The organism is Sulfitobacter sp. HGT1 (assembly GCF_013282155.1).
In the GTDB taxonomy this organism is placed as follows: Bacteria; Pseudomonadota; Alphaproteobacteria; order Rhodobacterales; family Rhodobacteraceae; genus Sulfitobacter.
This window is the reverse complement of record NZ_BLWI01000005.1, coordinates 250,131-272,749: the sequence shown is the minus strand read 5'-3', so window position 1 is coordinate 272,749 and position 22,619 is coordinate 250,131. Positions and strand designations below refer to the sequence as shown.

Below are 22,619 nucleotides of genomic sequence, written 5' to 3'. Positions count from 1 at the left end.
GTCAGCCCCTTCCCGCCGGAGCAGACGCTGCCCCGAGCAAAATGCCATAAAGGATAAAGCTGGCCGCCATCACGCGGCGCACCCAAACGTTGAAAACAGCCCCCATCGCTGCGCGCCCCAACCCTGCACCAAGCGCGGTAAACCCCGTGTAGCTGAGTGCGGTCAGCGTGAGCGCGGTGGGAACAATGACCAGCATCTGATCCCAGATCGGCACGTCAGGCTGTACGAACTGGCTGAACGCGGCCAGATATCCGGCAACAGATTTGGGATTGATCGTGGCGATGGCAAAGGCCCGCAGATAGATGGACCGCGTGGGGCGTTCAATAATGCTGACAGCCGTTTTCGCATTGATCCATCCGCGCACGCCAAGATAGATTAAAAACCCCGCACCGATCAGTTTAGCCACGGTAAAGGCGGTCTGGGATGTTGCGATCAGTGCCGTGATCCCAAAGGCGGACAGGACAAGAAACAAGGCGGCCTGCGTCAGTATCCCCAGCACCCCGATCATCGCGCGGCTGAAGTCGAGGTTCATACCATTGTTAATGCAATTAACCGCATTCGGCCCGGGCGTGGTCACGAACACCACCCAAAACAACGCGAAGATGATCCATGCCTCAAAGCTCATCAATACACCGGCGGGGCAATGACCCAGATCGCAACAGCGGGGTCGGGGTTGGGATTGGCCCAGCGAAACGGCTCTCCGCGTACGCGGAAACTGTCGCCGGGGTGCAATATGTGGGTCGTCGTGCCGATCTCGATCTCGAGGCTGCCCGAGATGATGTAGCCGACCTCTTGGGTCGGGCGCGTGACCCGGTCCTTGATCCGGCTATGCGGCAGGAATGTGGAATGGACCATCTCGAAATCATCGGTCAGATCAGGGGACAGCAGTTCTTCGACCAGCCCCGCCACGGACGATCCGATGGGGCGGCGCGCGCCCTTGCGCACGATAAACCCCGCCTCGTGTGCCGGTGCGGCCGCGTGGCGGAACAACATTGAAACAGAAACACCAAGCGCCTTTGCAATGTGCCGCAGATCCGTGATGGACGGATCGGATAAATCACGCTCGACCTGGCTCATCCATCCCACCGACCGGTTCAACACATCCGCGAGCGCGTGCAGAGTCAGCCCGCGCGCCTTGCGCAGGGCACGCAGATCAGCACCCAGGGTTTGCGATGAGGAAAGCGGGGCGTGTTGCACTGGCGGGGGCTCGTGAAATTACTGATGATAATTTCACGCTGCGCCAGCTTTATGAAAAAATCCAGAACTATTTCACGCCCGCAAAGCAATCTTTCAGAATGGCCTGCAAATGATCCGCGTCATCTTGGGTGAAAGCATCGGGTTGATTGCTGTCGATATCGAACACGCCGATCAAATCGCCAGACCCGTTCCACACGGGCAAAACCAGTTCTGAACGGGTAGAGCTTGCGCAGGCGATATGACCTTCAAAGGCATCAACATCGGCCACCAGCTGGGTCTGCCCCGTGCGTGCAGCAGCCCCGCAAACGCCGCGTGAAAACGGGATCACCAGGCAGCCATGACCACCCTGATACGGACCTATTTTCAGCAGTTCCGATTCGGTGACCCGGTAAAATCCGGTCCAGTCAAAGCGGTCATCCGCGTGATGCACCTCGCAGGTGACGGTGGCCATCAAGGCGACAGCATCGGTTTCGCCCTCTGTCAGGGACTTGAGCGTTTGTGAAAGAGTGGAGTAGTCGATTTGCATGGGGTGCCTTTTGAAACGACGGTTGAAGGGGGGCTGTCTGCCCCCCAATCCCCCCGAGGATTTAAAACCATTTGGAAGTTAGGGACGTTCGATTGCGATGGCGGTGCCTTCGCCGCCGCCAATACAGATCGCCGCGATGCCGCGTTTCAGGCCGCGTTTTTCCAAGGCGTTGAGCAAGGTCACGATAATTCTTGCCCCTGAGGCCCCGATCGGGTGGCCAAGCGCACATGCGCCGCCGTTGACGTTCACGATGTCATGGGACAGCCCCATCTCGTGCATGAAGGCAAGCGGAACCACGGCGAAGGCTTCGTTTACCTCCCACAGGTCGACATCTTCTTTTTGCCACCCAAGCCGTGCGAGCAATTTTTGCGCGGCCGGAACAGGGGCGGTGGTGAAAAGACCGGGGGCCTGGGCGTGGCTGGCGTGGCCCATGATATACGCGCGCACGGTCAGACCCTGATCAGCGGCCGCTTGTTCGGAAGCGAGCACCAAAGCCGCCGCGCCATCCGAGATCGAGGACGAATTCGCCGCAGTCACGGTGCCCCCCTCACGGAAGGCGGGCTTGAGATTCGGTATCTTTTCAGGGCGCGCATTTGCGGGTTGTTCATCGGCGCTGACGGTGATGCTGCCCTTGCGCGAGGTCAGTTCCATCTGCGCGATCTCGTTGTCGAAAGCGCCGGAGGACTGTGCGTGGAGCGCACGGGACAGGGAGGCCAGTGCATAGTCATCCTGAATAGCGCGGGTGAATTGGAATGTTTCGGCGCAATCCTCGGCAAAGGTGCCCATCAGGCGTCCTTTGTCATAGGCGTCTTCGAGCCCGTCCAGGAACATGTGGTCGATCACCTGGCTATGGCCCAAACGGGCCCCGCTGCGCATTTTAGGCAGGATGTAGGGGGCATTTGTCATGCTTTCCATGCCGCCCGCGACCATGACACCGGTTTGGCCCAGCGCGATTTGGTCAAAGGCGATCATTGCGGCCTTCATCCCGGAACCGCACATTTTATTGAGGGTCGTGGCGGGGACGTCTTCGCCCAGACCCGCCTTGAAACCTGCCTGACGTGCGGGTGCCTGACCTTGCCCGGCTGGCAGGACACAGCCCATCAGCACCTCGTCCACAGTCTTGGCCCCGGCACCTTCCATGGCGGCCTTGATCGCATGACCGCCAAGATCGGCAGCTGTCATATCGGCGAAAATGCCTTGAAATCCACCCATCGGCGTGCGCGAAGCACCTGCGATTACAACTTTCTGCATTTTTGGCTCTCCCCAAAGGACTTGAATACCGAATCGTAAGATATCTGCTTTATCCCGCTGGAACACTGCAATATTTTTGGAACCAGCATATGAGACTCTCCGCAAGAACAGAAGAGCTACTGCAAGTTGTCACTGTCCTGGACAACCGGATCGACGCAGCCGTTGCGCTCGAGTTCAAGGAAAATATGCGCCAGATAACAGAAAACGCGCCTGAAAAAGTCCTGCTTGACCTGAGTGCTGTGGTTTTCATCGATTCCAGTGGGTTGGGTGCAATCGTCGCCACGATGAAACATTTGTCGCCTGGAAAAACCTTGGTGCTTGCAGGGCTGAATGGCCCGGTTGACCGTGTTTTTCGCCTGACGCGGATGGATAGCGTCTTTTCGCTTTACCCCACTTTGGACCATGCGCTGCAAGATCAATTCTAGATATGATTGCACACAGCCCTAGGAACCAAACAGACAGTGGCACCGGACCAGCACAGGTTTTCAACCTATCGCTTGGCGGGACCGCCCGTAATGTCAGGGATGCTCTGGCGACATGCCGGACACGTCTTTCAACAGTTGTTTTCGATCAGACCGCGCTGGACCAGATAGAACTGGTGATGGCTGAAACCCTGAACAATATTGTTGAACATGCTTTGACCGGCCAATCAGGCGACAACCCGATTTCAATGTCCTGCACACTAAAGGGCGACGCCCTTTCGCTCGTGTTCCAGGATTCCGGCGCGCCCTTTTTCGGCAGTACCTTGCCCCCCACCGCGTTTGAGAGGGGGCCAACAGACCCTAAATCCTTGCCCGAGGGAGGATTTGGCTGGCATTTGATACACAGCCTGACCGATAGCGTTTCTTACCGGCGCTGTGACCGGCTGAACAGACTGACGATCATAATGCACGTAAGCACAGACTTCGATGACAAAACGCGGCAATAGCGGGTTACCGGCCGACAGACCGCCCGCATGGTAATAAAAACAATCCCGGCTTAGAAAGCCTTATTATTTCCTGTTTTCACCCCAAAACCGCCGCAGCGGCATCACAGTTTCGCCCATCTTGGCCATCATACCATAAGACGTAGCTGCAATAGCTTCCCTCAACGTCGCGTCTAATAGCCCCCACCCAGTGCGCGACGTTGAGGTTCTTACCCCCCAGAAAAAATTGGTTTTCCGACTTGTGCCGCGCTAGGTTCGGCGCAAATCACAATCGCAACAGGAAACCTCTCATCATGCGCGACTTTCAATTTCCCGGACGGTCCCCCGTTCTGGCGACAAACGGCATGTGCGCCACATCACATCCCTTGGCCGCAAAGACTGCGATCAACATCCTTGAGCAGGGCGGAAACGCCATGGATGCCGCAATTGCAGGTGCTGTTCTGCTGGGGATTTGCGAGCCGCAAATGACGGGCATCGGCGGCGATTGCTTTGTGCTCTATTCCCCTGCCGGCAGCGACGAGGTGCATGCGCTGAACGGATCGGGTCGCGCGCCCAAGGCCCTGAACGCAGGCATTTTGCGTAACGCAGGCGAAACCACAGTCCCGCTGACGAGTGCCCATGCCGTATCCGTGCCCGGTGCGATGGATGCGTTCTGCACCTTGTCGAACGACATTGGGAAACTGGGTCTTGATACGCTTTTGGCCCCTGCCATCCACTATGCTGAAAACGGCGTACCTGTTGCTGCGCGCGTGGCCTTTGACTGGGCCAATGATGCCGGCACGTTGCAGGGCAAGGCGCGTGATGTGTATTTGATGGAGGGCAAGGCACCGAAGTCTGGTGCGATCTTCCGTGCGCCCGGCCAGGCCGAAGTGTTGCGTCGGGTGGCCAAAGACGGCCGCGATGCATTCTACACCGGCGAAATCGCCGAGGACATGGTTGCGGCGCTTGGCAAACTTGGCGGGCTGCACACAGCCGAGGATTTCGCAAATACCGCCTGCACCTATGGCGACCCGATCGCGGCCGCTTACAAAGACCTCGAAGTGTTGGAACACGCCCCCAACGGCCAGGGTGCCACCGCGCTTTTGATGCTCAATATGCTAGGTCATTTTGATATCGCGTCGATGGACCCGTTTGGCGCGGAACGTGTGCACATCGAAGCCGAGGCCGCAAAGCTGGCCTATGACGCGCGCAACCGTTTCCTTGCCGATCCCGATCACACGTCGCGGTTGGCACATATGCTGGATCCGGCCACCGCACAGAAACTGGCCGCGCTGATCAATCCGTCCAAGGCGATGGCAGACCCGGCCCCCCTGTCCGAGGCCGTGCATAAAGACACGATTTACATCACTGTGGTCGATAAGGATGGCATGGCGGTTTCGCTGATCTATTCGATTTTCCACGGGTTTGGGTCGGGTATTGCGTCGGATAAGTTCGGCATCTTGCTGCAAAACCGCGGCGCGGGCTTCACCCTGGAAGAAGGGCATGTGAACGAGCTGCAAGGCGGCAAACGCCCGATGCACACGATTATTCCGGGCATGATCCGCCAGAACGGCAAAGTCATGATGCCGTTTGGTGTGATGGGCGGCGCGTATCAGCCCAACGGTCATGCGCGGCTTGTTTCAAACCTGACCGATTTCGGCATGGACCCGCAGACCGCCATTGATGCGCCACGTGCGTTTACCGACAAAGGTGTGCTGAATGTGGAGCGCGGATATTCCGACGATGTCCGCGCCAAGCTGTCGGACATGGGTCACAAGGTCGAAATCCCTCGAACCGCGATTGGCGGGGCGCAAGCGATCAAATTGCGCGGCGATGGCGTTTTGGAAGGGGCAAGCGACCCGCGCAAAGACGGCAGCGCCTTGGGCTACTGATGCAAAAGGGAGGGCGTGGAAACGCGCCTTCCCGTTTAGTTCAGTTGGAAATGCAGGGGATATGCGCCATCGGTGAACGGCCCGAACAGATCGGGAATATCGGGATGATCGACAGGTTCACCAGAATAATCAGCGACCAAATTCTGTTCGGACACATAGGCCACGTAATAGCTTTGGTCGTTTTCAGCCAGCAAATGGTAATAGGGCTGGCCTTTGATGGGGCGGCTGTCTTCGGGAATCGCTTCGTACCATTCATCGGTATTGGCAAATTCCGGGTCCACGTCAAAAATCACCCCGCGAAACGGGTGTTTTTTGTGCCGAACAATCTGGCCAAGATGATATTTTGCGCGTGTTCTAATCATAACATTGATGCACCTACCTTTCGTTAGTAATCCCTTCAAGGGGCATTTGTCCAATCACAGAATACCAAGACAAGGAAACAGTGTGTGAACCTAACGCTGACAGTGCTAGAGATCGTCGCCCCGGTATTCCTGCTTGCCGGGATCGGATATGTCTGGGTGAAACTGGGGTTTGAATACCGCATCCAGTTTGTCACCCAACTGGCAATGACCCTGTCTGTTCCCTGCCTGATCTTTGTGTCCTTGATGAATGCGCAGATCGACCCTGCCGCGCTGACCGCCTTGTCGCTGGCGACTGTGGCTGCATATGGCGCTGTGACCTTGGTGGCGGCGGCACTTGTCTGGGGGATGGGCCTGAACCGCCGCACCTATCTGGCCCCGCTGATCTTTGGCAATACCGGCAATCTGGGCCTGCCGCTGGCTTTGTTCGCCTTTGGCGATGCGGGGCTTAGCTATGCCGTTGTGGTGTTCGCGATCATGGCCATCTGGTCTTTCACCTTTGGCATCTGGCTGGTGGCTGGCGCGGGGTCTTTTGGGAAAGTGATCCGCGAACCGCTGGTCTGGGGCACGCTGCTGGGCGCGCTGTTTCTCATCCAGGGTTGGGAAACGCCGAAGTTTCTAACAAACACACTCAGCCTGTTGGGGCAGATGGCCATTCCGATAATGCTGATCACCCTTGGGGTTGCCGTCGCGCGCCTGACCCCCGGCGGTATTGGCCGCGCTGTGCTGTTGTCGGCAGTCAAACTGGTCATTTGCGTCGCCATCGCCTGGGCTGCGGGGACGTATTTCGAACTCGACTCGACAGCCCTTGGCGTTTTGGTTTTGCAGGTCGCGACCCCGGTCGCGGTAACGTCTTACTTACTCGCCGAAAAATACGGTGCCGATGCGCAATCGGTGGCCGGACTGGTTGTGGCATCAACATTAATGTCGGTGGCGGCGTTACCTGTCCTGCTGGCGTTTTTGTTATAAAATTTCGGTGTGCGCCTCCTGCGAAATCTGGTAAACTGGCATTAATAAAAAAAGATAGAGCGAGAGGCAAATGAGCAGAACCTTTTGCGCCCTGATTATTGCAGTGTTTCTAGCGTCTTGCGGCGGGGGCGGTGGCCCTTCCAGCGCCCCGAGAAATCTGGACAACGCCTGTGCGATTCTCAAGGAGCGCCCGGAATATTACAAAGCTTTCAAAGCAAGCGAGCGTCGCTGGGGTGTGCCTGTGCATGTCCAGATGGCCACGATCCATCAAGAAAGCAAATTCATCGCCGATGCGCGGACCCCGTTCCGCTATGTGATCGGTGTGATCCCCATGGGGCGCCAATCCAGCGCGTTTGGCTATAGTCAGGCGTTGGATGCCACTTGGGATGAATACCTGTCCGAAACCGGCACCCGTTTTGCCAAGCGGGACCGCATCAACGATGCGGCCGATTTCATGGGATGGTACATGACGAAAAGCCGGGCAAAAAACGGCATTTCATTGCACGATGCTGAAAATCAGTACCTTGCCTATCACGAAGGCAACACCGGCTTTGCGCGTCAAAGCTATAACTCGAAACCCTGGCTGATCGGCGTCGCACGCAAGGTTCAATTGCGCGCTGAAATGTACGAAAACCAGATTGCCGGGTGCCGTCTGCGCCGCTGGTAAAGCAAAAGGCCCAAGGTGGTTAACCTTGGGCCTTTTTAATTAGCGATTTATTCCCGGCGCATTGCCGCTGGTATCAAAAATGCTGTTGGCCAGCTGACCGCCCTTTTTCAGGTCACCCAGAATGACAGTCGTCTGACTGCCGTTGCCGTCATTGATCACCCATTGCCGCAGCTCGACCGGATTTTCCGTAAATTTCAGCTCGATGTTACCGTATTCGGGATGCTCGGGGTCCTGTGCGCGAACAGTCGTCGATGTCCCGTCATAGCTGTGACCGGTGACCATTTTCGCCTGACCCAGGTTCACATTGGCCGCCAGAATAATCGACAGTGGCGTTTTTGACAGCGGATAGGTTTCGGCAGGCTGGTTCGACTTTTTGTCATAGATGACAACCGTGTTGCTGCCTGCAATCACGATGCCCGTGTCGGGCGCATTATATTCAAAACGCACTTTCCCAGGGCGTTTGATATATATGGTGCCCGTGCTGATCGAACCGTCGTCGTTGATCTGGGTAAAATCACCTTGGGCGGTTTTTAGCGAATTCAGATAGCTCGAAATCGCATTCAACGGCAGCTTTTCCGCCGTAGCGGGAAACGCAGCGGCCAATCCAAGGCCGAGGGCCAGTACAGTTGTGGTCACAAAACGCATCTAAGTATTCCTAACGTTATTCGGGTGGCTTGACCCCAACATAGGGTTCCGCGTGTTGATATGCGATATCACGCGGCATGTTATCGCTTAGCAACAACCTACAAAACGAAACGGGGTCAGCCTGTCACCAAGCTAACCCCGCATAACCGTCATTCGTTCCGGTTAACCCTGTTCAGGCACTAGAATTTCGCGTTTACCAACATGGTTGGCAGGCGACACAAGGCCCTGCTCTTCCATTTGCTCGACCAGCCGCGCCGCTTTGTTATATCCGATCGCCAGTTTGCGCTGGATATACGAAGTCGAACATTTGCGATCTTTGATCACGATCGCAACAGCCGTGTCATATTGCGCATCTTCGGTGTCGGTATTGCCGCCAAGGCCCAGAACTGCATCAATGCTGCCCTCTTGGTCGTCTGGCGGCCCTTCGACCACACCCGAGATATAGTCCGGTTCGCCATAGGCCTTGAGGTGGTTCACGATCTCCTCGACTTCTTCGTCGGAAACGAACGGCCCGTGGCAACGCACGATCTTGGACCCGCCCGCCATATAAAGCATGTCACCCATACCCAGCAGCTGTTCCGCGCCCATTTCACCCAGAATGGTCCGCGAGTCGATCTTGGACGTGACCTGAAACGAAATACGCGTCGGAAAGTTCGCCTTGATCGTGCCGGTAATAACGTCAACCGACGGGCGCTGCGTGGCCATGATCAGGTGGATACCCGATGCCCGCGCCATCTGTGCAAGACGTTGGATGCAGGCTTCGATTTCCTTGCCTGCGACCATCATCAGGTCGGCCATTTCGTCAACGATGACGACGATATAGGGCAAGGTTTCGGGCTTGAACTCATCCGTCTCAAAGATCGGCTCGCCGGTTTCTTCGTCAAATCCGGTCTGAACGGTGCGGCTGAACATCTCGTCTTTGGCCAGCGCTTCGCGGACGCGGCCATTATAGCCTTCGATGTTGCGCACACCCATTTTGGACATCTTGCGATAGCGTTCTTCCATCTCGCCCACGGTCCACTTCAGCGCGACAACGGCCTTTTTCGGGTCGGTCACAACGGGCGACAACAGGTGCGGAATGCCGTCATAGACCGACAGTTCCAACATCTTGGGGTCGATCATGATCATCCGGCATTCTTGCGGCGTCAGCTTGTACAGCAACGACAGGATCATCGTGTTGATCGCCACCGATTTACCCGAACCCGTCGTACCCGCAATCAGCAGGTGGGGCATCTTGGCAAGGTTCGCAACCACCGGATCGCCGCCGATATCCTTGCCCAGGGCAAGCGGCAGACGCATGGTGCTGTCACCGAAATCACGCGCCGACAGAATTTCACGCAGAACGACTTTTTCGCGGTTTTCGTTCGGCAGTTCGATACCGATGACGCTGCGCCCCGGAACGGTCGAAACACGCGCAGACAACGCGGCCATCGACCGCGCGATGTCATCCGCCAGACCGATCACACGGCTGGCTTTCAAACCGGGGGCAGGTTCAAGTTCGTACATCGTGACAACAGGGCCCGGACGCACGGCAACGATTTCACCCTTTACGCCATAGTCATCCAGCACGTTTTCCAACATGCGGGCGTTTTCTTCCAGTGCTTCGTCGCTCAGGTGCAGGCGCTCTACGACATCGGGGCTTTCAAGCAGGTTCAGCGGCGGCAGTTCAAACCCGGGGTGCGTGTCTTCGAAGGTCAGACCGGGCTGGGCTTCGGCCTGCGCTTTTTTGCTGGGCTGGATGGCCTTGCGGATCGGTTGCTGCACGACTTTGCGCGGGGCGGCGACAGGGATATGAATGGCGTCATCAACCGCAGCATCCTCAAGCGGCAACACATCATTTTCGACAAAGATGTTATCCGTCGCGATTTCCGGCTGCGGCACAGGCTGTGCGGGTTTTGCCGGGTTGATCGACAGACGCGATGCGGTCAGGGGTGGCTCTGCGCGGGCCGCACCGGTCAGGGGCGGCTCCTCGCGCAGGTGGCTGCGCGGGGTCGTATCAAGGACAAGCGGATCAGGACCGCGACCGCGCCCGCGGGTCAAAGGCGCTGTGACAGGGGCATGCACGGCACTCGCTGTCCGCACACGGTTTTTGATGACATCGGCAATCTTGGATTTGATCCGGTCATCGCTTGGCGCTTGGTCGATTTCTGCGTCAAACCAATCCTCGACCAGCTCTGGTTCGGGCATTGGTTCGGTCCGCTTTACCAAGGCAGGCATTTTTGCCAACAGGCCGGTTTTGGGCGCGGCAACTGGGGCATGGGCGGGCATCTCGTCGTCGTAATAGGCCTGAGACGCTGCAAATTCTGCGTTCTCTTCCGCCTCGATACGGTTGCGTGCGCGGCGCTCGGACTGGCGGGCTTGCAGCCCTTGCGCGGCCACAACCGCACCGGATGCACCACGGCCAAGCACGTTCATAATGCCCGCATAAACCATAATCACACCCACCAGCATAAAGCGGAAAATGCGGTTCAGTTCGACCTTGGTAAAGCCCATGACAAAGGCACCAAGGGCAAGGATCGCCCCGCCCATCAACAGCGACATCATCTTGATCGTAAAGGTCGACCCGATGGGCAGGATCGTGAGGATCGCCCCCATCACCGTATCGCCAAACAAACCACCCAGACCAAAGCTGTGGGTTTGCAGCCATTCCGCATCAGGCGTCAGGGTCGCGCCGTAAATTGCACATAGCGCCACGGCAATGGGCGCAAAGATCAGGCGGCCCATCGCGCGATCGGCACCACGGTGCAACGCAAACCGCGCGCCCCACGCAAGCAGGATCGCGGCAACAGCCCAGGCTCCCCAGCCCACAATCATGAACAAAGGCGCGGCCAGAGATGCGCCCATGCGGCCCAGCCAGTTTTGCGCAGGCGCGTCGGTGGACACCATCCAGTTGGGATCATCCGGCGTATAGCTGCCGATCATCATTGCCGCCATCAGGCCCAAGACAATCAGCCCGACGCCCAGCAATTCCTTGCCGCGTTTTTCAATCGCCTCGGCCATTTTGCTGTCTAGCAGGGGGTCGCGTCCGCGTGTCTGGTATGCCATTGCTCTGATCCCTCGTCTTATTCTGGATAGAGACAGTCGCGGATCGCTTGGATCCCGCGCGTTGTCTCTTCTAATGGGGCGACCATGGCCACCCGGATGTATTTCTTGCCGGGGTTTTCCCCGTTAACAGTCTGCGCCAGATAACCGCCGGGCAGCACCCGCACGCCTGTTTCACGCCACAGTTTCAGCGCGGCGGCCTCGTCATCCTCGACCGGAAGCCACAAAAAGAAACCCGCCTCGGGGCTGACATATCCGGGCACATTGCCCAGAATGCGGTCGGCCACTTCGAATTTCTCGACGTACAGCGCGCGGCTTTGGGCAGCGTGTTCTTCGTCTGCCCAAACCGCTGCGGCAGCCGCCTGCAACGGCAGCGGCAACGGCGCACCCGCATAGTTTCGCAACTGCTTGATCTCGCGCATGGTGTTCGGCCCGCTCGCGACAAAGCCTGACCGGAGCCCCGGAAGGTTCGACCGTTTTGACAGCGAATGAAAGATCACGACGCGGTCAGGATCAGCCCCGACTTCCATAGCGACCTGCAACGCACCGACGGGGGGCGTATCGCGGTAAATCTCGGAATAACACTCATCGGCAAAAATCTTGAAATCGTATTTCTCGGCCAGCGCCAGCAGATCGGTCCAATATTCACGGCTTGCCACTGCGCCCTGCGGGTTGGCGGGCGAACAAATATAGGCAGCGGTGGTCCGGTTCAGCACATCCGCAGGTAGGCTGGCAAAGTCCGGCAGATGGCCGGTTTCCAGCGTTGCGGGCACCATGATCGGGTCAGCGGCACCGGAAATCGCGGCAATCATATAGACCTGATAAAACGGGTTCGGCATCAGGATCGCCGGTTTTTGACCGTTCTTGGTTTCAGGGCAAACCGCCATCACAGCGTTGTACAACCCTTCGCGCGTGCCGTTCAGCGCCATGACTTGCGTATCGGCATCCACGGTCACACCGTAACGCCGCTTGATCCAGTCGGCGATGGCACCGCGCAATTCGGGCGACCCGTCGTTGGGGGGATAGCTGTTAAAGCCTGCGGCGTTTTGCGTGATCACATCGGTGACCCACGCCGGAAACGCATGTTTCGGCTCGCCTATCGTCATATGAATAGGCACACCACCGCCTTCATGCACATCAAGCAATGCACGCAGGCGCGGCCACGCATGGGCCGGAAGGTTCGAAAACCGCTCGGGATATAACATCACAACTGCCTCGGGTTCGGGATCATAAGCGCCCCGTTTCTTTCAAACTACCCAAGGGCTTGCCTCACGTCCAGAGAATCTAGGACATCAGGCTGCTTTTGTGTCTTTTAGGCCAGTGCCTCTTCTGCGGCGACGGCGAGGCGCAACAGGCGCTCCTCGGTGTCCGGTGCTGCCATCATCATCAGACCGCAGGACGCAGTGCCTGTTGGCAAGGTCATGGCGCAGACCCCCATCAGGTTACCGATGCGCGTGTTGCGCAATGCCAACAGGTTGGACGACACGTAATAGTCATGGTCACTTTCCAGCCGTTCCAGCTTGGGCGGCAAGATAGGGGCCGTTGGCAAAATCACCGCATCAAAGCCGGCAGTCGCACGGGCGTACAGCTTGCGTATCCCCTCAAGCTTGGCCCAAGCGGCAACATAATCTGGGCCGGAGTGGTTTTTGCCCAGACGGAACCGTTCAAGAATTTCTGCATACATTGCATCCGGATTTGCCTCGATCACATCGCGCCACAGACCGTAGGCTTCGGCGGTGAACAAACAGCCACTCAGCGGCATCGCGTTTTCCAGATCCCTGAAATGCAGGTCTTCGACGATGGCCCCGGCATCGCGCAGCTTTTCAACCGCCGAGTCAAAGGCTGCTGCGGGTATATCAGCCAGATCATCCATCGCCACGGTGCGCAAAATCGCAAGGCGGCGACCTTCCAGATCAACGCTGGATAAATCGGCCGGTTTCGTCCCCTCGAGCGCGGCCAGCAACAGCCCCGCATCCTCGACTGACCGGCACAGCGGGCCGACAGTATCAAATTTCAAGGCAAGGGGGACAACGCCCTCCAACGACACGCGACCTGCCGTGGTTTTCAGCCCGACCAGATCGTTCCAGACCGAAGGAATGCGCACAGATCCGCCCGTATCAGTCCCGATCGCCGCTGCGGCCAGACCAAAGGCAACCGACGCCGCCGCCCCAGAGGATGACCCCCCGGAAACAGCCGCCTGATCGTTAACGCATGGGGGTGTTGCCGTTGACGGATTGTGGCCCAACCCCGAAAAAGCCAGTTCGCTCATGTGGGTTTTACCAAGGCAGACCAGACCCATCGCCGTCGCGTTTTTCAGCACATGGGCGTCATTTTGGGGAACGCGGTCTTTCAACAGCAAAGACCCCGCTTCGGTCACCACATCGGCGGTATCGAACAAATCTTTCCAGCTGATTGGCACGCCATCCAAAGGCGACAAACGCTGCCCTGCCTTTGCACGCACCGATGCGGCGCGGGCTTCGGACATGGCGCGGTCTGCGGTGACGCGGGCATAGATCTGGTCACGCAGCGGATGCGCATCGATGGCATCCAGATATGTTTTGCACAGACCGACAGGGTCAATCTGACCCTCTTCAATGCCCCGTCCCAGATCCGCGGCAGTCATTGTCAGCCAGTCTTGCATGTCATTCCCTCGTTAATCTACCGAAACGGACGGTAGCGACCGTTGCGCGCATGGACAATCCCTGACGCACGCACATATTTAGACATATGGATTTTGACACAGATATCGCGATCGTCGGCGGTGGGCTGAACGGCCCCGCCTTGGGTTTGGCACTGGCCCGGATCGGGCTGCGGGTAACCATCATTGACCGGCTGGAAAGCGACGTGCGCAGCGACGCCGGTTTCGACGGGCGGTCCTATGCCTTGGCGCTGACCTCGACGCGGTTGCTGGACGGTATCGGCGTGTGGGACGCCGTGGCAGAAAATGCCCAGCCGATGCTCGAGATCAAGGTAACAGACGGGCGTGCCGGCGAAGGGCCTTCGCCGTTTTTCATGCATTTCGACCACGCCGAGATCGAGGAAGGCCCGATGGGCCACATGGTCGAAGACCGGCACCTCCGGGTCGCATTGATGGACGCAACGAAAGCCGTAGATGGCATCACCCTGCTGAACGGCGAAGACGTTGTCGCCCAAGACGTGGATGCATCCGGTGTCACCCTGACATTGGCAAGCGGCAAGACCGTGCGGGCAAAGCTGCTGGTTGGCGCGGACGGGCGCGGTTCGGGCACGGCCATGCGCGCAGGGATCAAACGCATCGGCTGGGGGTACGCGCAAACGGCACTGGTCTGTGCGATTTCGCATGAAAAGCCCCACAACGGGGTCGCGCACCAGTTCTTTATGCCGCCCGGCCCGCTTGCGATATTGCCCCTGACCGAAAACCGGTCCTCCATCGTCTGGAGCGAAACCGCCGAAAATGCCGCACGGATCAACGCGCTGCCGGACGCGGCATATCTGGATGTTTTGCGGCCCCGCTTTGGCGATTTTCTGGGTGAAATATCACTGGCAGGGGCGCGGTTCACCTACCCGCTAAGCCTGTCACTGGCCCATTCGATGGTGGCGGACCGCGTGGCCTTGCTGGGCGATGCCGCGCATGGGGTTCACCCGATTGCGGGCCAGGGGCTGAATGCGGGGATGCGCGACGTTGCCGCCTTGGCCGAGGTCATCGCAGATGCCATGCGCCGCGGTCAGGACGTCGGCAGCGTTACGGTTCTGGATCAATACCAGATCTGGCGGCGCTTTGATAACACCACATTGGCACTGGCGACCGACAGTGTTAACCGACTGTTTTCAAATGATAACCCGTTGCTGCGCATCGCACGTGATGTGGGCATGGCCGCTATTAATGCCCTGCCCGGCGCGCGCCGCGGGTTTATCCGCGAAGCGGCCGGTTTGACGGGTGATCTGCCACGGCTCATGCAGGGTGAACCGCTGTAAGCGGTCAGTCCAGAACCCGCGCTTCGTCAACCAGCATCACGGGAATACCGTTGCGGATCGGATAGGCAAGACCCGCCGCTTTGGACACCAGCTCTTGTTTCTCGGCATCATAGCTGAGGGTTGTCCGCGTGCGCGGGCAAATCAACGCCTCAAGCATCCGGCGGTCGAACTGGATTTCTTCACTGCTCAATTCATCATCTCCCCTTCATGTCCACCGCGCAGGGTGTATTCAATCAATGTCAGCAACGTTTCGCGGCGCGTCGACAGCGACGGAGCTTCGAGCAGTGCCTGCTTGTCCTCGGACTCGAGGTCCAGCATCATCGACAGCGAATTGATCAGTAATTCGTCATCGGCCTCTTGCAACGTATCCCAGTCCGCCGACAGATTGCGCGCGTCGAAATACCGGCCAAGCGTATCGAGAAACTTTTCGCGGTCGAAATCGCAGTCTTCCTCGTCTTTGCCCAGATCACGCTCGAACCCGTCCCAGTTCACTTCGCAGCGCCGATAGGGTGTGAAGCCTTCGACTTCCTTGACCACACGAAACCGCGACACGCCACCCAATGTGATCATGTACCGGCCGTCTTCGGTTTCAGAGAACTGGGTAATTCGCCCTGCACACCCGATCGTTTGCAAACCCGGCCCTTCACGGCCGGGCACAACATTGGGCTGAACCATGCCGATCAGACGTCCGGACGTCTTTAGACTATCCTCGATCATCTGAAGATAACGGGGTTCAAAGATGTGCAATGGCAGCCGCGAACGGGGCAGCAACAAAGCCCCCCCAAGCGGGAAAATTGCGATCGTGTCTGGTAGCTCTGATTGCTTTATCATGAGGGTCTATCTAGTGCGCGAAACACCTTAAGCAAATATCATCGAGCTAAGTTTCCGGCGCCCGTTCAGCGCAATCGGATCATTGGCCTTTAGTGCATCGAATATGGTGAAAAGCTGTGTCTTGGCAGCCCCGTCATTCCATTCACGGTCCTTGCCAAACAAGGTCAGCAATTGGTCAACCGCACCTTGAATGTCACCATGGGCATAAAGCGCCTTGGCCAGATCAAGCCGCGCCTGCAGGTCATCGGGGTTGGCATCCACGGCCGCTTGCAGTTCGGCCACCGGACCGGCATCGGCAGCCTGACGGGCCAGTTCCAGCTGCGCATGGGCCGCTTCAAGCTCGGGTGATTTCGAGATCTCGATCGGGGCACCGTTTAGATGGGCCTCGGCCTCGTCCAGCAGGTCCAGCGCGATGTAGGCGCGCACCATGCCACCATAGGCACCGGCGTGGTTCGGGTCTTCGCCCAGAATGGCGGCAAAAGTGTCGGCGGCATCCTGTGCCGCCCCTTCGGCCAGCATATCTTCGGCGGCGGCAACGGCTTCGTTCAACGCCTCGCCGGGGGCCTCACCACCGGCTGCCTTGATCACACGGTCGATAAACGCCTTGATCTCGGATTGCGGCTGCGCGCCCTGAAAGCCGTCAACCGGCTGGCCTTTGAAAAACGCATAGACAGTCGGCAGGGACTGGATCTGCATCTGACCGACGATCTGTTGCGCCTCGTCTGCGTTGATCTTGACCATCTTGACCGCGCCCTTGGCGGCGCGCACGGCGTCTTCCAGCATAGGGCCCAAAGTCTTGCAGGGGCCACACCACGGTGCCCAGAAATCAACGATAACCGGAACGTCTTGCGATGCCTCGACCACATCGGCCATGAACGTCGCCTCGGTCGTGTCCTTGATCAGGTTGGTGCCTGGTGCGGGCGAAAGGTTCAAATCCATCATTTCAATATCCTCACTTGGGGTTGCCCTCTATATGTGGGCTGGCCCCGTTAATTCAAAGGTCGAATGTTGCAAAGACCGGCACGTGATCGCTTGGCTTTTCCCAACCGCGCACATCGCGCAGGATTTTGCTGGAATGCGCTGCGTTCGAAATATCCGGCGTGGCCCACACATGGTCAAGCCGGCGGCCCTTGTCGGCGGCATCCCAATCCTTGGCACGGTACGACCACCAACTGTACAAATTCCCCTCGGGGATGTCCTGACGTGTGATGTCGACAAAACCGCCTGCGTCCTGGGTTTCGGCCAGCTTTTCCACCTCGATCGGGGTGTGGCTGACAACCTTGAGAAGCTGTTTATGCCCCCATACGTCATCTTCGCGCGGGGCGATGTTCAGATCACCCACAAGGATGGATTTCTGGGGCTTCTCGCTGTGGAACCAGTCACGCATACCGGCAAGGTAATCCAGCTTCTGGCCGAATTTCTCGTTCACTTCACGGTCTGCCACATCGCCACCTGCGGGCACATAGAAGTTCTGGATGGTCACACCGTTTTCAAGTCTCGCCGCGACATGACGCGCGTGGCCCAGCGTGGCAAAATCCTGATCGCCCGCATCCTCAAGCGGCAGACGCGACAGGATCGCAACGCCGTTGTACCCTTTTTGGCCGCGCGCAACCATGTGCGTGTATCCGGCGGCGTGAAATGCCTCGGTCGGGATTTTATCAACCGGGCTTTTGCATTCCTGCAAACACAGAACGTCAGGCCCGTGCTCTTGTAGCAGCTTCAGCACAAGCGGTTCGCGCAAACGAACCGAGTTGATGTTCCAAGTCGCAAGCGTAAATGGCATGGATAATCCCCCAAATCTGATCCTGCGCAACCTAACCTGAAAGGCGTTGTGGCTACCATGACGAATTGGGCGCATCGGCGGACAAAAAAAGGCCGGGCGCAATGGCCCGGCCAAGTCCAACAGGGAGGAATGTATCATAACCCGGATACATGCGTCGGGGTTCAAACCGATTGGCGGGTCATGAAAACCCCGCCGCTCGGGAATATAACAGGTCAGTATTAATTAAGTTCCAACGTCAGGAAATTAATCTGTAACCACCTGATTCAGTTACCAAAATCCGTGCATTCGACGGATCGGGCTCGATCTTTTGGCGCAGACGGTAAATGTGGGTTTCCAGCGTGTGGGTGGTCACGCCTGCGTTATAGCCCCAAACCTCGTGCAACAAAGTATCCCGCGGGACGACCCCTGCCGCAGAACGGTACAGGAATTTCAGGATGTTGGTTTCTTTCTCGGTCAGGCGGATTTTCTTGTCGTCTTCGCTTACCAGCAATTTCGCTGACGGCTTGAAGGTATAGGGCCCAAGCTGGAAAATCGCCTCTTCGGATTGCTCGTGTTGCCGCAGTTGGGCACGGATACGCGCCAGCAAAACCGGGAATTTGAACGGTTTGGTGACATAGTCATTGGCACCGGCATCCAGCCCCATAATGGTATCGGCATCACTGTCATGACCCGTCAACATCAGGATCGGGCTTTTCACGCCTAGAGTCCGCAATTCACGGCACAGGTCACGCCCGTCGATATCGGGCAGCCCCACATCAAGGATCACCAGATCGTACAGCGCCTCGGCTGCACGGTTTTTTGCGTCTGCGCCATTGGCGGCTTCGAAAACGTCGAAATCTTCGGTCAGCAATAATTGCTCGCTCAGCGCATCGCGCAGGTCGTCGTCGTCATCCACAAGCAGGATTTTCTTCAACTGGGCCATATTACTCATCCTTTACAACTCCCACTAAAGGTGTGTTCACAAACCCGTGCGGACAAGGGGGCCAGAGCTTTATTCACAGGACCGTGCGCAAAACACAGCAAATGTTTCATTTCCAGCCCAACTCACCTAAGTATTCTGTCACAACAGACCTGAAAGATTACAAAAGATGGCATTTGGCCCCGACATTACCGAACAACTGGCCCGGGCCCGCGCAGATTTGCGCATGGGTGTGCCGGTCGTTTTCCTGGGCGATGCCCCCGTATTGGTCATTGCCGCCGAGACGTTGAGCGCCCAGCGTCTGACCGACCTGCTGGCGCTTGGCGGTGATCCCGTTCTGGCAATCACAGCGCGGCGGGCCGAAACCCTCAAGGCACCGGCCTATGACGGGGCCCTTGCCCGTGTTGTGCTGCCCCAAGACGCGACGCCAAGATGGGTGCAAGCCATCGCAGACCCCGCAGACGATCTGCGCAGCCCGATGAAAGGGCCGCTGAAATGCGCCCGCGGCGGGGATGCTTCGGCCCATGGGGCCGCGTTGCAACTGGTGAAATCTGCGCGGCTTTTGCCCGCCGCGATTGTCCTTGGTCTGCCCGAAGCCGCCGGCTTTGCCGCGACCCACGGCCTGACCACCCTTGATTTGGCGGCAGCCCTGCCCGCCCTTGCCAGCCGCAGCCCGCTGCACCCCGTTGTCAACGCACGTCTCCCGATGGAGGTATCGGAGGCGGGTCGGCTGCATATTTTCCGGCCCGATGATGGCGGCGAAGAACATTATGCCATCGAAATCGGTCGCCCCGACCGCAGCAAACCCGTGTTGGCAAGATTGCATTCCGCCTGCTTTACCGGCGACCTGATGGGCAGCCTGAAATGCGACTGCGGGCCACAGTTGCACGCCGCACTTGCCCAGATGGGGGCCGAGGGGAACGGCGTCTTGCTGTATCTGAATCAAGAAGGGCGCGGCATTGGTCTGGCCAACAAGATGCGCGCCTATTCCCTTCAGGATCAAGGGTTTGACACGGTCGAAGCCAACCACCGCTTGGGGTTCGAGGATGACGAGCGTGATTTTCGCCTTGGGTCTGACATCCTGAAATCAATGGGATTTTCAGCCGTGCGCCTGCTAACCAACAACCCCCGCAAAGTCGAGATGATGGAGGCAAGCGGCATCAAAGTCACCGAAAGGGTCCCCCTTAAAGTCGGTGAAAACCGTCACAACACCGCATATCTTGCAACCAAGGCCGCCAAATCGGGGCATTTGCTGTGACCCCTGACGATATGGTTTTGACGCCAATGGGGTTGCGGTTTCAGGGCCTTACCTATCCCTGCACCATCGGCAAAACCGGCATCACGTCGCGCAAACGCGAAGGCGACGGGGCCACGCCAAGGGGCATTCACCGGATTGTCGGTATGCTGTACCGCCCCGACCGTATTGCGCGGCCTGCGCAGTGGGCAAAACCGATTGGCCCGCTGGATCTGTGGTCAGATGATCCTCGCGATCAAGACTACAACATGATGGTCCGTGCGCCCTACCCGCACAGCCATGAACGCTTGCGCCGCGCTGATCCGCTGTACGACCTGATCTTGCTGACCGATTGGAACTGGCCCTATGCGGTCAAGGGGCGGGGTTCGGCGATTTTCATGCACCAATATCGCCGGCCCGGTTATCCGACTGAAGGGTGCATTGCCCTTTCACGGGCGCATCTGCATCACATTGCACCCAAGATCAAACACCGAACCCGCCTGATTGTTGCGTAAGCTGGGTGCCAACCCACCGCCCCGCTAGGCAGGAACGCGCTCCCCGAAGATCGCTGATCCCACGCGGATATGGGTCGCACCCAAGGCGATGGCCTTTTCGAAATCACTGCTCATGCCCATCGACAGGCCATCCAACCCGTTGCGCGTTGCGATCTTGGCCAGCAGCGCGAAATGCAGCGCGGCTTCCTCGTCTACGGGGGGGATACACATCAAACCACGCACCGGCAGGTCAAGACCCTGACATTCCTTGATAAATGCGTCTGCATCGGCGGGCATCACACCTGCTTTCTGGTCTTCTTCACCTGTGTTGACCTGAATGAACATGTCGGGACAGTGGCCCATCTCTTGCGCCAGCCGGGCAAAGGTTGTGGCCAGTTTCGGACGGTCCAAGGTGTGAATAACGTCGAACAGCTCCATCGCGGCGCGGGCTTTGTTTGACTGAAGCGGCCCGATCAGATGCAGCTCGATCCCGCTATAGGATTTTTTGAAGTCGGGCCATTTGCCTTCGGCTTCCTGAACGCGGTTTTCACCGAAACAACGGTGGCCTTCGTCCAGCACCGCCTGCACCCGCGCATTGGGCTGCACCTTGCTGACAGCGATCAGTTTGACGCTGCCCGGTGCACGGCCTGCGTTTTCTTCGGCTTTTGCGATGCGGATTTTGATGTCGTGCAAGCTCATGATACGCCCCCTGTTTCCGGTGGCACAGAACTACAGCTTGGCACAAAAGAAAAGGGGCAGACCAATGGCCTGCCCCTCTTTTAGATGGTTGCGTTCAACTTAGAAGTTGAAGCGAACACCAACGTCGGCACGTGTGATGCCTGTGAACTGACGTGCAACACCACCACGGATGGAAGTACCGCCACCCAGGTCGTGGTGAACACCGATACCGTACGAGTCACCATTGTACTCGGTACCTGCAACGTAGACTGTGCCGTCGTTGCCGCGCAGAGCTGTCGCGCCGGAACGGTCAGCATAGTAAGCTTGGACTTTTGTAGCCGCGCCAACATCAAACGAAGCAGCCAAAGTAACTTGGTCGCCGTTTGTGCCGTTGTCAGCATATGCCAATGTTACGTTTGCCATGCCAACGTTGCCGCCAACGGATGCTGCGAACTTTGTGTCGCCATCGTCGCTGGAGTCTTGGCCGCCCAAAGCGAACGTGAAGCCGGAGAATGTGTACGCGATGTGCGCAGCAACACGGTCACGCTGAATGGCTGTTGCGCCAACAACTGGGTTACCAGCAACTGTGTTGTTGTTGAATGTTGTACCACCGTCGGAAGCCGACAGGTGCATGGACAGGTCGCCCATTTTGTACGTTACTTCAACACCGTTCTGCTGGGATGCACCGGCACCACCGGAAGAGTACGCATCGCCATTGAAGTTATATGCGGTGTAGTCGTAACCCAGACCGGTCAGGCCCAGATCGATTGGGTACATGCCAGGCATGAATTCCAGAGCGCCGTAGATGTTGCCAACGCCAACTTCAAGACCACCGGATTTCGCGAAGAAGCGAACGCCGTTCAGGCCAGTGCCGGAGCCGCCATTGTCCTGGTTGATGCGGGTCATCGCACCGAAGGAAACACCCATGTCGGATTCTGCTGTTGCAGTGATCTGCAGGCGGAAGCGCGATGTGATGTTGGAGGACGAAACGTCATCTGCTGTGTCGAAGATGTTGTCCGCACCAGCGGTGGAGTTGTACAGAACACCAAAGCGGCCGTAGCCACCAAATGTTACGTCTGCTGCTGCTACGCCTGCGGTTGCGACCAGGGCTGTTGTAGCGAAGAGAACTTTTTTCATGAGTTATCCCATCGGTTTGAATTCACATGCCCTGACCGGGGAATCCGGAAAGGGTATGAAGGTCTTTTGTTCTTTTGCCCCAGTTTTGGCAAGGATCGCGAAACGGTTTGCCTCAATGTTGAAAACTCTGATGCAGC

24 protein-coding genes are annotated in these 22,619 nt (G+C 57.9%); 8 read left to right on the top strand and 16 right to left on the bottom strand.

Annotated features, from left to right (window positions below):
* Position 1: 1 nt before the first annotated feature.
* The 4 genes from HGT1_RS05810 to HGT1_RS05795 all read right to left on the bottom strand — a co-directional run bounded on the left by HGT1_RS05810 (position 2) and on the right by HGT1_RS05795 (position 2,974).
* On the bottom strand, positions 2–625 hold the full coding sequence (locus tag HGT1_RS05810; RefSeq protein WP_176248976.1) for a LysE family translocator: 624 nt from the start codon (positions 623–625) through the stop codon (positions 2–4).
* Entirely contained in the window at positions 625–1,197 is a 573-nt protein-coding gene (locus tag HGT1_RS05805) for a helix-turn-helix domain-containing protein (protein WP_176248975.1), read from the bottom strand. The genes HGT1_RS05810 and HGT1_RS05805 overlap by 1 nt, the downstream gene beginning before the upstream one ends.
* Before the next feature lie 67 nt (positions 1,198–1,264).
* On the bottom strand, positions 1,265–1,723 hold the full coding sequence (locus tag HGT1_RS05800; RefSeq protein WP_176248974.1) for a GAF domain-containing protein: 459 nt from the start codon (positions 1,721–1,723) through the stop codon (positions 1,265–1,267).
* Between the two features lie 78 nt (positions 1,724–1,801).
* Complete coding sequence (locus HGT1_RS05795; RefSeq protein WP_176248973.1) at positions 1,802–2,974, bottom strand: acetyl-CoA C-acyltransferase; 1,173 nt, start codon at positions 2,972–2,974, stop codon at positions 1,802–1,804.
* Positions 2,975–3,063: 89 nt separating this feature from the next.
* Here HGT1_RS05795 and HGT1_RS05790 point away from each other — a divergent pair, with 89 nt between their 5' ends.
* The 3 genes from HGT1_RS05790 (at position 3,064) to ggt (ending at position 5,770) form a co-directional block, all read left to right on the top strand.
* Entirely contained in the window at positions 3,064–3,399 is a 336-nt protein-coding gene (locus HGT1_RS05790; RefSeq protein ID WP_176248972.1) for an STAS domain-containing protein, read from the top strand.
* Positions 3,400–3,401: 2 nt separating this feature from the next.
* On the top strand, positions 3,402–3,902 hold the full coding sequence (locus HGT1_RS05785) for an ATP-binding protein (RefSeq protein ID WP_176248971.1): 501 nt from the start codon (positions 3,402–3,404) through the stop codon (positions 3,900–3,902).
* Positions 3,903–4,192: 290 nt separating this feature from the next.
* Positions 4,193–5,770: a gamma-glutamyltransferase gene (gene ggt / locus HGT1_RS05780; RefSeq protein ID WP_176248970.1), complete on the top strand. Its 1,578-nt coding sequence runs from the start codon at positions 4,193–4,195 to the stop codon at positions 5,768–5,770.
* Positions 5,771–5,805: 35 nt separating this feature from the next.
* Here ggt and hspQ read toward each other — a convergent pair whose 3' ends face one another.
* Positions 5,806–6,132, bottom strand: a complete 327-nt coding sequence (gene hspQ / locus HGT1_RS05775; protein WP_176248969.1) for a heat shock protein HspQ — start codon at positions 6,130–6,132, stop codon at positions 5,806–5,808.
* Positions 6,133–6,216: 84 nt separating this feature from the next.
* On the opposite strand from hspQ, the gene HGT1_RS05770 reads away from it, so the two are divergent.
* Both HGT1_RS05770 and HGT1_RS05765 read left to right on the top strand, forming a co-directional pair.
* Positions 6,217–7,098, top strand: coding sequence for an AEC family transporter (locus HGT1_RS05770; protein ID WP_176248968.1), 882 nt, complete (start codon positions 6,217–6,219; stop codon positions 7,096–7,098).
* Positions 7,099–7,168: 70 nt separating this feature from the next.
* On the top strand, positions 7,169–7,765 hold the full coding sequence (locus HGT1_RS05765; protein ID WP_176248967.1) for a lytic transglycosylase: 597 nt from the start codon (positions 7,169–7,171) through the stop codon (positions 7,763–7,765).
* Between the two features lie 39 nt (positions 7,766–7,804).
* Here HGT1_RS05765 and HGT1_RS05760 read toward each other — a convergent pair whose 3' ends face one another.
* The 4 genes from HGT1_RS05760 to HGT1_RS05745 form a co-directional block, all read right to left on the bottom strand.
* The gene (locus HGT1_RS05760) at positions 7,805–8,410 is read right to left on the bottom strand and encodes an outer membrane lipoprotein carrier protein LolA (protein ID WP_176248966.1); all 606 of its coding nucleotides are present in this window, start codon (positions 8,408–8,410) and stop codon (positions 7,805–7,807) included.
* A gap of 162 nt (positions 8,411–8,572) precedes the next feature.
* Positions 8,573–11,455, bottom strand: coding sequence for a DNA translocase FtsK (locus tag HGT1_RS05755; RefSeq protein ID WP_176248965.1), 2,883 nt, complete (start codon positions 11,453–11,455; stop codon positions 8,573–8,575).
* 17 nt (positions 11,456–11,472) lie between these two features.
* Entirely contained in the window at positions 11,473–12,657 is a 1,185-nt protein-coding gene (locus HGT1_RS05750; protein WP_176248964.1) for an aminotransferase class I/II-fold pyridoxal phosphate-dependent enzyme, read from the bottom strand.
* Between the two features lie 107 nt (positions 12,658–12,764).
* Positions 12,765–14,093 carry an amidase gene (locus HGT1_RS05745; protein WP_176248963.1) on the bottom strand — a complete coding sequence of 443 codons (1,329 nt, stop codon included), beginning with the start codon at positions 14,091–14,093 and terminating at the stop codon, positions 12,765–12,767.
* An 86-nt stretch (positions 14,094–14,179) separates the two neighbouring features.
* Here HGT1_RS05745 and HGT1_RS05740 point away from each other — a divergent pair, with 86 nt between their 5' ends.
* Positions 14,180–15,406: an FAD-dependent monooxygenase gene (locus HGT1_RS05740; RefSeq protein ID WP_176248962.1), complete on the top strand. Its 1,227-nt coding sequence runs from the start codon at positions 14,180–14,182 to the stop codon at positions 15,404–15,406.
* 4 nt (positions 15,407–15,410) lie between these two features.
* On the opposite strand, the gene HGT1_RS05735 is transcribed toward HGT1_RS05740, so the two are convergent.
* From HGT1_RS05735 to HGT1_RS05715, 5 genes are all read right to left on the bottom strand, one after another.
* On the bottom strand, positions 15,411–15,563 hold the full coding sequence (locus HGT1_RS05735; RefSeq protein ID WP_176249063.1) for a Trm112 family protein: 153 nt from the start codon (positions 15,561–15,563) through the stop codon (positions 15,411–15,413).
* Between the two features lie 29 nt (positions 15,564–15,592).
* Positions 15,593–16,237 carry an LON peptidase substrate-binding domain-containing protein gene (locus HGT1_RS05730; protein ID WP_176248961.1) on the bottom strand — a complete coding sequence of 215 codons (645 nt, stop codon included), beginning with the start codon at positions 16,235–16,237 and terminating at the stop codon, positions 15,593–15,595.
* Positions 16,238–16,264: 27 nt separating this feature from the next.
* Positions 16,265–17,179 (bottom strand): co-chaperone YbbN, encoded by a 915-nt coding sequence (locus HGT1_RS05725; protein WP_176248960.1) that lies wholly within the window; start codon positions 17,177–17,179, stop codon positions 16,265–16,267.
* A 52-nt stretch (positions 17,180–17,231) separates the two neighbouring features.
* Entirely contained in the window at positions 17,232–18,020 is a 789-nt protein-coding gene (locus HGT1_RS05720; protein ID WP_176248959.1) for an exodeoxyribonuclease III, read from the bottom strand.
* A 235-nt stretch (positions 18,021–18,255) separates the two neighbouring features.
* Positions 18,256–18,942, bottom strand: a complete 687-nt coding sequence (locus HGT1_RS05715; protein ID WP_176248958.1) for a response regulator transcription factor — start codon at positions 18,940–18,942, stop codon at positions 18,256–18,258.
* Between the two features lie 166 nt (positions 18,943–19,108).
* Between HGT1_RS05715 and ribA the strand changes: the two genes are divergently transcribed.
* Both ribA and HGT1_RS05705 read left to right on the top strand, forming a co-directional pair.
* Positions 19,109–20,197: a GTP cyclohydrolase II gene (gene ribA / locus HGT1_RS05710; RefSeq protein ID WP_176248957.1), complete on the top strand. Its 1,089-nt coding sequence runs from the start codon at positions 19,109–19,111 to the stop codon at positions 20,195–20,197.
* Positions 20,194–20,688, top strand: coding sequence for a L,D-transpeptidase (locus HGT1_RS05705; RefSeq protein ID WP_176248956.1), 495 nt, complete (start codon positions 20,194–20,196; stop codon positions 20,686–20,688). Before ribA ends, HGT1_RS05705 begins: the two co-directional genes overlap by 4 nt.
* Before the next feature lie 24 nt (positions 20,689–20,712).
* Here HGT1_RS05705 and HGT1_RS05700 read toward each other — a convergent pair whose 3' ends face one another.
* Positions 20,713–21,366 carry a YggS family pyridoxal phosphate-dependent enzyme gene (locus HGT1_RS05700; protein ID WP_176248955.1) on the bottom strand — a complete coding sequence of 218 codons (654 nt, stop codon included), beginning with the start codon at positions 21,364–21,366 and terminating at the stop codon, positions 20,713–20,715.
* 99 nt (positions 21,367–21,465) lie between these two features.
* A complete protein-coding gene (locus tag HGT1_RS05695; RefSeq protein WP_176248954.1) occupies positions 21,466–22,482 on the bottom strand; it encodes a porin in 1,017 nt (338 codons plus the stop codon).
* Positions 22,483–22,619: the final 137 nt, after the last annotated feature.